General features: G+C 66.5%; 13 protein-coding genes. 6 read left to right on the forward strand and 7 right to left on the reverse strand.

The annotated features are described in order from the left end of the window. Positions 1–2439 (forward strand): 3'-5' exonuclease (locus AB3X89_RS08070; RefSeq protein WP_368582693.1); only part of this gene is annotated, 2439 nt, incomplete at its 5' end. Next, entirely contained in the window at positions 2436–4526 is a 2091-nt protein-coding gene (locus AB3X89_RS08075) for an AAA family ATPase (RefSeq protein ID WP_368582694.1), read from the forward strand. The genes AB3X89_RS08070 and AB3X89_RS08075, both read left to right, overlap by 4 nt. Before the next feature lie 55 nt (positions 4527–4581). On the opposite strand, the gene AB3X89_RS08080 is transcribed toward AB3X89_RS08075, so the two are convergent. Next, positions 4582–5223, reverse strand: a complete 642-nt coding sequence (locus AB3X89_RS08080; protein WP_368582695.1) for a VC0807 family protein — start codon at positions 5221–5223, stop codon at positions 4582–4584. 190 nt (positions 5224–5413) lie between these two features. Between AB3X89_RS08080 and arfB the strand changes: the two genes are divergently transcribed. Further along, the gene (gene arfB, locus AB3X89_RS08085) at positions 5414–5818 is read left to right on the forward strand and encodes an alternative ribosome rescue aminoacyl-tRNA hydrolase ArfB (RefSeq protein ID WP_013089140.1); all 405 of its coding nucleotides are present in this window, start codon (positions 5414–5416) and stop codon (positions 5816–5818) included. A 12-nt stretch (positions 5819–5830) separates the two neighbouring features. Here the strand turns inward: arfB and AB3X89_RS08090 are convergent, their stop codons facing one another. Further along, positions 5831–7126 (reverse strand): EAL domain-containing protein, encoded by a 1296-nt coding sequence (locus AB3X89_RS08090; protein WP_368582905.1) that lies wholly within the window; start codon positions 7124–7126, stop codon positions 5831–5833. Positions 7127–7750: 624 nt separating this feature from the next. On the opposite strand from AB3X89_RS08090, the gene AB3X89_RS08095 reads away from it, so the two are divergent. After that, positions 7751–8041, forward strand: a complete 291-nt coding sequence (locus AB3X89_RS08095) for a putative quinol monooxygenase (protein ID WP_368582696.1) — start codon at positions 7751–7753, stop codon at positions 8039–8041. 84 nt (positions 8042–8125) lie between these two features. On the opposite strand, the gene AB3X89_RS08100 is transcribed toward AB3X89_RS08095, so the two are convergent. From AB3X89_RS08100 to AB3X89_RS08110, 3 genes are all read right to left on the reverse strand, one after another. Next, positions 8126–8383, reverse strand: a complete 258-nt coding sequence (locus AB3X89_RS08100; RefSeq protein ID WP_008923870.1) for a hypothetical protein — start codon at positions 8381–8383, stop codon at positions 8126–8128. A 235-nt stretch (positions 8384–8618) separates the two neighbouring features. Continuing rightward, a complete protein-coding gene (locus AB3X89_RS08105) occupies positions 8619–8858 on the reverse strand; it encodes a hypothetical protein (RefSeq protein ID WP_368582697.1) in 240 nt (79 codons plus the stop codon). A 154-nt stretch (positions 8859–9012) separates the two neighbouring features. Continuing rightward, the gene (locus tag AB3X89_RS08110) at positions 9013–9651 is read right to left on the reverse strand and encodes a YdcF family protein (protein ID WP_368582906.1); all 639 of its coding nucleotides are present in this window, start codon (positions 9649–9651) and stop codon (positions 9013–9015) included. Positions 9652–9997: 346 nt separating this feature from the next. Here AB3X89_RS08110 and AB3X89_RS08115 point away from each other — a divergent pair, with 346 nt between their 5' ends. Further along, entirely contained in the window at positions 9998–10321 is a 324-nt protein-coding gene (locus AB3X89_RS08115; protein WP_176378009.1) for a hypothetical protein, read from the forward strand. A gap of 367 nt (positions 10322–10688) precedes the next feature. Here the strand turns inward: AB3X89_RS08115 and AB3X89_RS08120 are convergent, their stop codons facing one another. Both AB3X89_RS08120 and AB3X89_RS08125 read right to left on the reverse strand, forming a co-directional pair. Next, positions 10689–10940, reverse strand: a complete 252-nt coding sequence (locus AB3X89_RS08120; RefSeq protein WP_368582698.1) for a hypothetical protein — start codon at positions 10938–10940, stop codon at positions 10689–10691. Between the two features lie 328 nt (positions 10941–11268). After that, positions 11269–11670, reverse strand: a complete 402-nt coding sequence (locus tag AB3X89_RS08125) for a transposase (RefSeq protein WP_368582699.1) — start codon at positions 11668–11670, stop codon at positions 11269–11271. A gap of 406 nt (positions 11671–12076) precedes the next feature. Here AB3X89_RS08125 and AB3X89_RS08130 point away from each other — a divergent pair, with 406 nt between their 5' ends. Beyond that, on the forward strand, positions 12077–12979 hold the full coding sequence (locus tag AB3X89_RS08130; protein ID WP_013089149.1) for a LysR family transcriptional regulator: 903 nt from the start codon (positions 12077–12079) through the stop codon (positions 12977–12979). The last annotated feature ends 34 nt before the right edge of the window (positions 12980–13013 follow it).

A 13013-nucleotide genomic window follows, 5' to 3' on the forward strand; every position in this document is an offset into this window, starting at 1 on the left:
ATCTACAGTTTCCGTGCGGCGGATCTGCAGACGTATCTCGCGGCGCGCGAGTCGGCGTCCGCGTGCTACACGCTCGCGGTCAACCAGCGCTCGACCGCACCGATCGTCGACGCGTGCAATCGGATCTTCGAAGCGAACCCTCGAGCTTTCGTGCTCGACGGGCTCGACTATCAGCCGGTGCGTGCGGGCGAGCGGCGGCGTGCACCGTTCGCCGATCCCGACGCGGGCGGCGGCGATTTCCGCATCTGGACGTTGCCGCGAGGCGAGAGCGCGCTGAGCAAACGCGACGCGCAGCGCGCGGCGAGCGAAGCGTGCGCGGCCGAGATCGTGCGGCTATTGCGAGGGGCGCGTGAAGGCGTCGTGACGATCGGCGACCAGCCGCTCGCGCCCGGCGATATCGCCGTGCTCGTGCAGACGCACAAGCAGGGTAGCCTCGTCAAACGCGTGCTCGCGTCGTGGGGCGTCGGCAGCGTGGAGCTTGCGCAGGCGTCGGTGTTCGCGACGCTGGATGCCGAGCAGATCGAGCGCGTGCTGGCCGCCATCGACACGCCTGGCGATTTGCGGCGTCTGCGCGCCGCGCTCGCGACCGACTGGCTTGGGCTCGACGCCGCCGCGCTGTGGCGTCTTACGCAGGTCGCCGATGCACCCGCGGCCGAGGCCTTTGACGAACCCACGCCAGCACTCGATCCCGCCGACGCAATGGGCTGGGTCGAGCGTTTTTCGCGCTACCGGATGCTGTGGCACGAACGCGGCTTCGCCGTGATGTGGCGCACGCTGATGCGCGAGCTGCGGGTTGCTCAGCGGCTCGTCGCGGGTGTCGACGGCGAGCGCCGGCTGACCAACGTGAACCATCTCGCCGAGCTCGTACAGGCGCGCGCGGCCGCCCAGCCCGGCATCGCGCCGACCTTGCGCTGGTTCGCCGCGCAGCGCCAGCAGGGCGGCGGGGAAGAGGCGCAACTGCGGCTCGAGTCGGATCGCAATCTCGTGCAGATCGTTACGGTCCATAAATCGAAGGGACTCGAATACGCGGTCGTGTTCTGTCCGTTCCTGAACGATGGCGGCTTGCGCGAGCCGCCGTCGTCGGGCTTGCCCGATGCGCGCGAGTATCACGACGACAGCGGCGACGCGGTGCTGCACTATGGTTGCGACGAACAGGAAGCCGAGCGCGCGTCGCGTTATGCGGTGCGCGAGCAGGCGGCGGAACGCGCGCGGCTCGTCTATGTGGCGCTCACGCGCGCGGTGTATCGCTGCTACCTGGTCGCGGGCACCTATCTGTCGTCGCGCTCGACCAAAGAGTCGCGCCGCAGCGTGCTGAACTGGCTCGTCGGCGGCAGCGGCCACACTTTCGACGCATGGCTCGCCGAGCCGCCCAACGAAGCCGCGCTCGCGGCGAGCTGGCATGCGCTGGCGGGCGGACCGGTCACCTTGCGGGCGCTGCCCGAAGTGACGCGCCGCGTGCCGCTCGAAAGTCTGCAGGATCAGGGCGCGCATCTGCACGCGCGCGCGAATCGGCGGCCGTTGCGGGATCAGTGGCGCATGGCGAGTTTCAGCGGCCTGATCGCGGCCGGCGCGAGGAACGGGGATGCCAACGCGCACGCGCCGCAGGAAGACGTGCGGCCCGACCACGATGAGATCGCCGATGCGCTACAGTCCGCGCCGTTGCTCGCGCCGGTTGCCGCGCCCAACGCCCCGGCGCATGCCGACGACGACATCCTCGCGTTCCCGCGCGGTGCGGCGGCTGGCGATTGCCTGCATCGGATGTTCGAGCTCGCCGATTTCAGCGACGCGCGCAGCTGGCCCGACGCGATCCGCGGCGCGCTGCGCGAGCGACCGGCGCCGGCCGCGCCCGAGCTCGCCGCGCGTTTGCCCGCGATGATGCATCGGCTGATCGCCGACGTCGTCTCGACCGAACTCGTGCCCGGCATGACGCTCGCGCAGCTCGACCCGCGTTGGCGCCTGAACGAACTCGAGTTTCTGTTCGCGGCGCCGTCGCTCGATTTTCCGGCGCTGCGCGAGCTGCTGATCGAATACGGCTATCCCGACGTCGCGCTGGAGCCCGGCGTGCTGCGTGGGTACATCAAAGGATTTATCGACATGATCGTCGAGCACGACGGCCGCTTCTGGATCGTCGACTGGAAATCGAACCATCTCGGCGACAGCGCGGCCGATTACGCGGCCGCGCCGCTCGAAGCGGCGATGGCGAGTCATGCGTATCACCTGCAGGCGCTGCTTTATACGGTCGGGTTGCATCGCTATCTGAAGACGCGCGTGCGCGATTACGCGTACGACACGCATATCGGCGGCTATCTGTATCTGTTCGTGCGCGGCGTGCGGCCGGACTGGCGCGATGTCGACGGCGCCGCCGGCGTGCACAGGCGGCGCGCGCCGTTCGAACTGGTGGCGCTGCTCGACGCGGCGATGATCGGAGGTGGCGCATGAGCACGTTCGGCACGCTTGACGAGCACGCGGCCGCGCCGCTCGGTCTGGAAGACATCGGCGTCAACCTGCCCGCGCCCGCCGATTTCAGCATCGCGCTGGCCGAAGGGTTCGCGCGTCGGATCGGCATGCTGGCGCGGCGCGGTGGTGCATCGACCGAGGTGGTGAAATGGGCCGCGCGCGGCGCGTTCGCGGCGAGCCGCGCGACCGCCGAAGGGCACGTGTGCGTGCCGCTCGCGGCGCTCGCGCGCCGCTTCGACGCATCGAGCGCCGAAGTGCGCGCGGCGCTGCTCGCGAGCGGCATGGCAAGCGATGGCGCCGCGGACGCAGCGAGTGCGGCGGCGTTGCGGCCGCTCGTGATCGACGCGCAGGGGCGTCTTTATCTCGCGCGCTACTACGACTACGAGCGGCGCCTGGCCCACGCGCTGGTCGCACAGGCGACGGGCGACGCGAGCACTGCGAATGTCGACGCCGGCTCCGCGCCCGCCGCTTTGCGCGAACGCCTGCTGCGCTACTTCGGCCCCCCGAAAGACGACGAAATCGACTGGCAGCGCGTCGCGGCCGTGATGGCGCTGTCGGGGCGGCTGACGATCGTCAGCGGCGGTCCGGGCACCGGCAAGACCACGACCGTGGTCGGGGTGCTCGCGTGTCTGCTCGATGCGCGCGCCGATTTGCGTATTGCGCTCGCGGCGCCGACCGGCAAGGCGGCGCAACGGATGCAGGAAGCGTTGCTCGCACGCGCGGGCGACCTGCCGCCGGAGCTCGCCGAGCGTTTGCCGCAGACGTCGTACACGCTGCATCGATTGCTGGGCTCGGGACCGGGCGGACGCTTCCGGCATCATCGCGATAATCCGTTGCCGTATGACGTGGTCGTGATCGACGAGGCGTCGATGATCGACGTCGCGATGGCCACGCATCTGCTCGACGCGATCGGACCGCAAACGCGGCTCGTGATGCTCGGTGACAAGGACCAGCTCGCTGCGGTCGAAGCCGGCGCGGTGTTCGCCGAACTCAGCGCGCGGCCGGCGTTGAGCGCAAGCGGATTGCGACGGGTCGCGCAGGCGCTCGATATCGACGAGGCGCGGCTTGCGCGGGCTTTGCCGCGTGCGTCGCGTCAGGACGATGCAGCGCCGTTGGATGATTTTTTTGTGCCGCCCGAGGCGCTGCGCACGTTCGCGCCGGACGCATCGGGCGATCTGTTCGCCGATGTCGCGACAGCGGCGACTGACGAGCAGTCCGGTCGCGATATGCAATTGGCGAACGAACGCAATCCGCTCGCGGACTGCGTCGTCTGGCTCGAGCGCAACTACCGGTTCGGCCTCGAGTCGCCGATCGGCCGTTTGTCGGTTGCGATTCGCAACGGCTCGGCGAGCGCGGCGCTCGACGTATTACGGACCGACCCGACCGAGGACTGCGCCGCGGCGCTGCACGAGGACGCGCACACGACGCTCGCCGAGCGCACCGTCACGCGACTTGCCGCCGGCTTCGGGCCTTACGCCGACGCCCTTGCCGCGGCGCTCGCCAGCGATACGCCCGATCCATTGCCGCTGTTCGACGCGCTCAACCGCTTCCGCATCCTCTGTGCGACGCGGCTCGGACCTCGTGGCGTCGATCAGGTCAATGCGGCGATGGCGGCCCAGGTGCGCCGCGCCGCGGGCGTCACACTCGCGGTCGGCGCGCAGTGGTTTGCGGGACGTCCGGTGATGGTGACGCGCAACGACTACGCGCTGGGGCTGTTCAATGGCGACATCGGCATTGCGCTGCCGGGCGCGGGCGGCGCGCTGCGCGTGTACTTCCGCACCGGCGACGGCGGCGTGCGCGCGGTGTCGCCGGCCGCGCTGCCGCCGCACGACACCGCGTTCGCGCTGACGGTCCACAAGTCGCAAGGTTCGGAGTTCGAGCACGCGGTGCTGGTGCTGCCGTCGGCGTTCAGCCGGGTGTTGTCGCGCGAGCTCGTGTACACGGCGATTACTCGCGCACGCGAACGCGTCGAGGTGATCGGCGCGCGGGCCGTGCTCGCGCAGGCGATCGCGACGCCGACGCAGCGTGATTCGGGGCTGGCCGCGCGGATTGCGGAGGCGTCGCGTTGATTGCGCAAGCGCAGGCGGAACACGCGGAGTGGAGGGCGTAGAGTGCGAGCGGCGCTCAACCGGCCATGCCGCTCGCCCGCTCGATAGACTCGACGCGGCTGCGCATCGTCTTGCGATACCACAGGGTCCACAGCGCCAGTCCCGCGTAGATGCCGTAGCCAATAAAGGGCGACACGACGAGGAAGCGTTCGATCGGCCACGTCAGCGCCATCCACGCGCGTAGCGCGGTCTCGGCGGTCAGGCCGACGCCCCACACGAGCGTCATGGTTCGCAACGCGGGAGCGAGACCGGGGCGTTCGCGCCACAGCGCCTCGAAATGCGCGGCGCCGCCTTCCATTTCGCGCGCGAGAGTCGCGCGCGCGAGGTAGAAGATCAGCGGACGACGCATCGGCAGCGACAGCAGGAACACCACGCCGACCGCGCCGGACACCAGCGACTCGCGCAACAGCAGCATGCGCGGACTGCCGCCGAGCGCCATGGCCGCGACCGACAACACGATGCCCGCGACCACCATCACGCTGAGCGCATCGACGCGTCTGAAGCGTGCGAGCTCGATCGCGCTCCAGATGAGCGGCGGCACGGCGGACGCGATCAGCGCGCCGGTCTCGCCGACTCGCGGTATCGCGAGCCGGTAGGCAAGCCACGGCAGCAGAAAGTTGACCGCCAGTTCGAGCACGAAACCGGGACGGATTTTCATTTGAATTTACGCCGTAAGCGAAAGAGCCAGTATCGATGAACCGGTCGTGCCGACGCAAATGGTTTTTTTCGTAAGCGATCGCGTGCCGGTGCCGCCCAGCACTGCACCCGGCGCTGCGGCGCGCTGCGGCGACCTCGGGCATCTCGCGCCGAGCGCTTGTACACTGATGCATCTTTCTTCCCGACCGCCCATGACATCCCGCTACCCGATCCCGCCCAACGAAATCGAACTGACCGCCGTGCGCGCGCAAGGGGCGGGTGGGCAGAACGTCAACAAGGTATCGAGCGCGATCCATCTGCGTTTCGACGTGCGCGCCTCGTCGCTGCCGGAAGTGCTGAAAATGCGTCTGCTCGCGCTGTCCGACCACCGGCTCACGCGCGACGGAGTCGTGGTCATCAAGGCGCAGGAACATCGGACCCAGGAGATGAACCGCGCGGCGGCGCTCGCGCGGCTCGATGAACTGATCGAAAGTGTCAGCGTCACCCGCAAGCATCGGGTCGCGACGCGGCCGACTCGCGCGTCGAACCTGCGACGGCTCGACAGCAAGGCAAAGCGCAGCGAGGTGAAGTCGGGGCGCGGCCGCGTGCACGAGTAGCGGCGCGGGTCGCTAACGCTTCGTGCCGCGTCGTCCGGTGCGCACATCCGGCGGCGATGCCTCCGGCACGAAGTCGACGCACAGCACGTTCGTGCCGTCGCGCTCGAACGCGATCGCCGCGGTGTAGCAGTCTTGACCATCGGCGAGCGAATAGTGCGGCCCCATCATCGCGACGCGGCCCGGCGCCGCGAGCGCGTGCCGGAAATACGCGCGACGCGACCAGTTGCTGCGCGTCTCCGTATAGAGTGGCGCGAGCCGCTTCGGAGGCGGCGGGACCGATGCCGCCGTCACCGAAGGCTGGGTCTGCTCGCCCTGGTCGTCGGTGAGGAATACGCGGCGTGCTTCGGGCAGATGCCAGACCCTTTGCGCAGCCTGTTCGAGGTCGCCGGTCGCCTTGTAGGTGTCGGCGGCGGCCAGCACCGCTTCCGCGAAGCCCTCGAAGCCGAGCCGCTGGTGGCCGGCGTGCGCGCGCTCGTAGTCGGCGAACTTGCTCCAGATCGATTCGACGAGCGCGGGCACCTTCGTGCAGGCGGCCCGCACGCTGCTCTTCGGCTGGCCGAACCAGAAGCCTTGCACGAAATCGACGTCGGCCTGCATCAGGATCATCAGCTCTTCATCGGTTTCGACGCCTTCGGCGAGCACCAGCGTGCCCGACTGATGCAACATTGCGATCAGATGGCTGATCATCGATTCGTCGCCCTCGCGCTTGCCCGCGCGCGCGACGAGCGAACGGTCGAGCTTGACGATGTCGGGGCGGAAGCGCCATACGCGGTCGAAGTTCGAGAAGCCGGTGCCGAAGTCGTCGATCGCGATCAGGAAATCGCGCGGCTGGGAGGCGGCGAGCATGCTGGCGACGGCGGATTCATCGTCGGCGGGCTGCTCGAGCACTTCGATCACGATGCGCTCCTGCGGCAGCCCGAAATGCGCGGACAACTCGTCGATGAACGCGCGCTGCGGCCAGCCGGTTTCGAACACCTGCGGGCGTGTGTTCAGAAACAGCCATCCGGTGCTGATGCCTTGCTCCATGAAGTTCGCCACGTGCAGGCAGCGCGCGATGCGGTCGAGTTCGCGCGCTTCGGCGGCCGAGCGCGTGCCGGAGAACAGCACTTCGGGCGAAACGGGCAGGCCGACCGGATCGAACGCGCGCAACAGCCCCTCGTAGCCGACCACGCACTGATGCGTGACCGACAGCACCGGCTGGAACACGCTGTGCAGTGTCAACGCGCGCCAGGTCGCGGTCCAGCCCGACTCGCCGCGGACCAGGTGCGGGAGCACGCCGCTCACGGTCAATTCGCTGACAGATGGCATAGAAGCGGGCATCAGAGCTGACATGGGATTGTTGCGGCAAGGGGTAAAGGGGCTCGCAAACCCATTCGGCGCGCAGCGCCCGCACACCCGAAGCGTCGCCGGGACGACACGAACGCGTCCCGCGAACACGGAGGGCAGTACCAGCTACGCTGGACTCCGGCGAATTGGTCAAAATGAGTCTAGCAGTTTGCAGCGTGCATCAATGTGCGGGTTATCACAAAGGCATAAGCGCGAGAATTGTCCGCAAAACGGCTGCCAACGGCCATGCGGCAACCCGTTGCGGTCATGCGCCGGAGCGTTTCGCGCGCTTGCCACGCGTGAAACCGATTCTCAATCGCAATGAGTTGCCGTACCACGCCGAGGGTAGCAGGGCGCCCAGTGGTCGCCCGCCAAACTCCAGGCGCCGACGGTGCACACATCTTAGTGCCGGTGCGGAGGCTGATGTTGCGGTTCGGGCGGCGGGCTTGGCACTGCCTTGCCGGGCGGATTCCGTGTTGACGCGACGGTGGCCTGGCATGGCGGGCGGAGGCGAGATTCATGCGTCGCCAGGCTGGTGAGCGCCGTCGTCGGCAGGTTCAGCGACTGGCGGGTATGCTGCTGATTTTCGTAAAGAGGAGATCAGGCATGGCGGAAATCGCGGTGGTCGCAATTTCGGTGGCGAAACCGGGGCAAGAGGAGCTGTTGCGCGAGGCGCTCGAAGGCATCGTCGGGCCGACGCGCAAGGAAGCTGGTGTGCTGCAGTACGACTTGCACCGCGACGTGCAGGAGCCGCGCCGGTTCGTGTTCATCGAGCGATGGGAAAGCCAGGATGCGCTCGCGGCGCATGCGAAATCCGCGCATATCCAGGCTTATAAGAAAGCGGCCGCGGATTGGATCGAGCACGCGGAGATTCGCGTGGTGTCGAAGATCGCCTGAGCTCGGCGGGCGGGCGTCAGCGGCGCGCGGACGACGCGCCGGCCAGGTGCGGCGGGACCGAGGCCGCCGGCGCGCCGTCAGCGATCAGTGGGTCGCTTGCGGGACGTCGAGAATCAGGATGATGGTCCAGTCGGCGTCGCCGTCATGGTGATACTGACGCTCCGCGACGATGAACGGCTGCTGCTTGCCAGCCGGGCCGAGAAACAGCACGTCGCCTTCCATCGGCAGGCATTCGACGGGCGGCAGCGCGAGGTACGCTTCCTGACCGCCACGCGGCATCAGTTTTTCGATCTTGCGAGATGCTGCTTCGGTCCATTCGATATCAAGCTGGATATTGCTCATGCTGTCCTCCGCACCAGGGTGCGCACGGGTTAGGGGATGCCGGCGGCTCGCCGGTCGGTGCGCGACTTTAGCATACAGAATGCTGTGCGCCGGAGGCTCTGCCAGACCGGTGCGCGTTCGAAGCGTGTCGTCGGCGGGGAGCGGATCGCGCAAACAAAAAAGCCGAAACCGGCGCTGCCGGCTTCGGCTTTTTGACCTTCACGACGAGGCCGCGAGGCGAGATCCGCGAAGTCGCTCAGGTACCCGACGCGTCCGCACCCTTCTTCGGATGATGCGGAGCCATCTTGTGATGTTTGGCCGGGGCGGCGGGTGCGGTTCCCATCGACTGCTCGCGGTTTTGCAAATCTTGCGCACGCTGCTCGACGTCGGCGGCCTTGGCCGGATCGGTGCTCGTCGTGATGCCCTGGTCCTGCGCGTAAGCTGCGCCGGCCGCGGCACACAGGGAAACTAGTATCGCCATGGACACTTTCTTCATCGTTACCTCCATAGAGTGGTGGTGGACCCGAGTATTGCTGTCCAGGGGAAAGACAATTCATTCTATCGAGCAAACTCTGCTCCAACGGATGGCTTTGTAACTGCGCTCGACATTTGTTACGTTTTGTAATGACTCCGTCGGCCCATATCGTTCGTCAGAACCAGCCGATCGCGCGATACAGGTGAAACTGCGCGAGGCCGATGAGCTCATGCAACGCTATCTCCGCGGCCACGAGATTACCGAAGCGCGGCAGCACGCCGAGCCGCACGCGCCGCGCGCTCGAAATCTGCGGCTGCGGCTCGACGCCGAAGCGGTGAAAGTCGAGCAGCGCACGCGGCATGTGATACGCGGAAGTGACGAGTATCAACGTGTCGTAATGTGATTGACCGACAATGGCCGAGACGTTGCGCGCGTTCTCGTAGGTCGTGCGGCTGCTTTTCTCGAGCACGATGTCCGAGCGCGGCACCTGCTGACGCAGCAGATAGGGCAGGTAGGTGTCGGCTTCCGTCGCGCTGTGCCGCTGAGGATTGCCACCACTCACGATCACCCGGCAGACGATCGCCGTGCGCTTGCAGGCCGCATAGTTCTGCGCGCTGACTTTGATGCGCGAAAGCACGTCGCGCGGTGGCACCAGCACGTGGTCGTGGTCGTAGATCGTGCCGCCGCCGAGCAGGATGATCCCGGTGCGTGGCGCGAAGGTGGCGGCCTCGGCGCTCTGTCGTTGCGGCTGCGCCAGATCGAGCAGTGGCGCGGTCAGCCAGCCGGCCGCCAGCAGCCAGAACAGCGCGATCAAGCAGACGATGAGCGGCCGTCGCGCACGTTTCCATAGCACGATTGCTGCAAAAAAAAGCGCTAATAAAGTGAATAGAATCAATTTAAATGGGGTAACGTATGTCTTTCGGGATAAATCCACGGGCCGGCCATCGCGCCGCGGCGGTTGCATCGTCGGTTCGGGGAGGGAACGCTAACATGCCGTTCTGACGGGGGTTCCGAAAACGAGACCAGGCAGCACCTGGCGGAAATCCGCCGTCAAACAGGCGGCGAGCTTCCGACCGGGAGCGGGTGCTACGCGCGTCGCCGGTGGCGCAGCGACGCGTGGGCATGAATGTGTCATAGCTGCACTTTAAGAAAGAAGTGAGATGACCACGTATTCCAACGAAGCGGTACTTGAAGCGCTGCGGCGAGCGCAATATCGCCAGGTCCCCTGGGCCAGAAGGCCGGGTGTCTTCCAATATCTTCGCGCGCTGGGACTGATGGACACCGTTCGTCAGCGAACCGTAGCCCCGGCGCCGGGCTTTCATGCCCCCGTCGACATCGCCGTGCTCACCGAACGCGGCAAAGCGGAGTTTGCGCGGCTCGAGCACGACGAGCGTCTGCTCACATGGACAGCGCAACGCATGAACGATTACGTTCTCGGCGCGGCTGAAACGCAGTCCGCAGCGACAGCCGAAGTCAGGCCTTAGTTCAAGGTTCATCGCTTATCTGAATCACTGTCCGCCCGGGCCTGTCACCCCCACGGCGGGCGGTCTCTACTGTCGGCCGGTCGCTATGCGCGTCCGCGGGCGACTCTCGGCTTCCCCATCGACCATGCGGCGACGCGTTCAGCGCCGGCCGTTGCCGTTGCGCGCCTTGCATGCCATCAACGCCACGGTGGCGAAAAAAAGCCCGTATCACGAAGATACGGGCATACCGGAATTACTACTGCCACGCTGTGCTAATGGCGTTGAGTCAGACCGGTGCCGCGTCCGGTGGTTCCCCGATCGTGCATACGCAATGCGAAAGACTCGTACCGCGTCGCACGACGCGCCACCCACGCGGCGACACACGACATCAACGCCGTCGCTGCTCCTCGCGCGGCGCATCAGGCCGTGCCCGGACATTGCTGGCGATATCGCCACGCAGATCGCCTCGCGGCGTCGGCGGCGTGAAGTCGCGATTGTGGGCCTCGCTTTGCTGCCACGCTTCCAGCGTAGCCTGACGGTCCGGGCGCCAGTTCCACCCTTGCGGGCGTTGTTGCGCAAATGCTGGCGCGGCCATCGATGAAATGACAATGCCGCACAACAGCAGTGACATTGGTTTCATTCCGAAATCCCCCTCAACCTCGAGCCCATCGTCTCAAGGCCTGTTTGCATAGGTATTAAGTTATGCCGGGGGAAGAAAGGGTGCTGTAATTAATAGTAAATGGATGTTTCACCCGGAGCTATCGGACAGTTTGCGAGTCTTAGGCCGCGCACAAGATACGCTGTGGCGCTCGTGCGGATGGCGCGCCGAAAGCGGGCACGAAACCGAGGGCAGCGTCCCGCGGCGACCGTCAAATGCTCGCGGGTCGCGGCGTGCACGCAATCGTGAATAAGGCGGCTGGATAAAAAACCGGGCGCCCGCAGGCGCCCGGTGACAACGTGGTTTCGCGTCAGGCCATCTTGACCGGCGCGCGCCACGATTCCGGATTGGTCCAGAACGCGCCGCGCATACGGTCGCGGCTCGGCGGTGCCGGCGGTTTCGCGGCCGTTGCGCCGATCCTGCCGCGCAACGAGATTTCGCGGCCGCTGGTGCCAAGCCGCTTCACAATTTCAGCGAGCGTGCCATCGGCCTGCCACTCGTCGAAACGCCGGCGGCAAGTCGGCGGGGACGGATAGCGGCCCGGCAGCTTGGACCAGCCTTCGCCCGTCGACAACACCCAAAGTACGGCGTTGACCACCGCCCGAGCTTCCACGCGCGGTCGACCGCGCCGTTCGCTGCGCGTCGGCTCGGCACAGAACAAAGCCTCGACCAGCGCCCACTCGTTATCTCTCAAATCGTCGAACAGCATCATGTATCACCTCAGCGAAGCTAACTCCGGTGCGCTGCCCCGCGCCGCGCACTCTTCATACACTCGATAGGCGAGTGCCAAAGGGGACGGGCTTGCCACGGATTGCCGTTTCAGTCGGAAATCATGGCGCCGACCCTGCGCGTCTCACAACGCACGAAGTGTGCCAATTTGATATCGATTGCCTGAAAACCCCGTGGCGGCGGGCCAACGCGGGCGCCAACCAGGGCCGTATATGAATCCAAAAAACCCACCTCGCAAATCGGGACAATCACCAATCTTGTGCAGATGAGCCCGGCCAGCGGGCGTTCGCGCCTTTTTGCTGCATTGCGGCGGCCGGTGTGACGGGCGCTGTGCCGCATGGATTTAACCTACAATGCGCATTAAATTGCGTTATTGATGAGGTCAACAAATGAATGTGACGCTGCGACAGCTCAGGGTTTTCATCGAGGTGGCGCGCTTGCAAAGCTTCAGCCGGGCCGGCGATGAAATCGGCCTCACACAGTCGGCGGTCAGTCGGTGCGTGCGCGAGCTCGAAGGCGAAATCGGCTTGAAGCTCATCGATCGCACGACGCGCGAAGTGCAACTAACCGACGTTGGCGGCAACCTTGTGTCGAGCGTGTCGCGGCTGCTGTCGGATCTCGACGACGCGTTGCGCGAGATCCGCGAAATCGGCGAGCAGCGCCGCGGACGCGTGGTGGTCGCGGCGAGCCCGACCGTCGCGTGCCGGCTGATGCCGCGCGTGGTCGCATCGTGCGGGCAGCAGTTTCCCTATGTGACGCTTGGTCTGCGCGACGACGTGCAAAGCGACGTGGTGCGCAAGGTGAAGTCGGGTGAAGTGGACTTCGGCGTGATCATCGGTCCGTTCTCCGACGACGATCTGCTCAGCGAGACGCTGATGACCGACTCGTTCTGCATCGTGTCGCGTGACGATCACCGGCTCGCCGCGCGCAAACAGGTTACGTGGAAGGACCTCGACGGTGAGCAACTCGTGATGCTCGACTATGCGTCCGGTAGCCGCCCACTCATCGACGCCGTGATGCAGGCGCAGGGTGTGAACGCCACCGTGGTGCAGGAACTCGGCCATTCGGCGACGGTGTTCGGGCTCGTCGAGGCGGGCGTCGGCATCAGCGTGCTGCCGTGGCTCGCGCTGCCGCTGCCGGCGGGGGCGTCTCTGGTCGCGCGTCCGCTGGTGCCGCGCGCGGAGCGCCGCGTCGAGCTGGTGCGGCGGCGCGACCGTTCGCTGTCGCCCGCGGCCGAGGCGGTGTGGAATCTGATCAGGCAGTTGCCGGGGCGGGCCGAGGAGTTGAATTAACGGGCGGGATGGTGTGCGGTCTGTCCCACCAGGC

The organism is Paraburkholderia sp. BR14320, from assembly GCF_040948665.1.
Taxonomy (GTDB): Bacteria; Pseudomonadota; Gammaproteobacteria; order Burkholderiales; family Burkholderiaceae; genus Paraburkholderia; species Paraburkholderia youngii.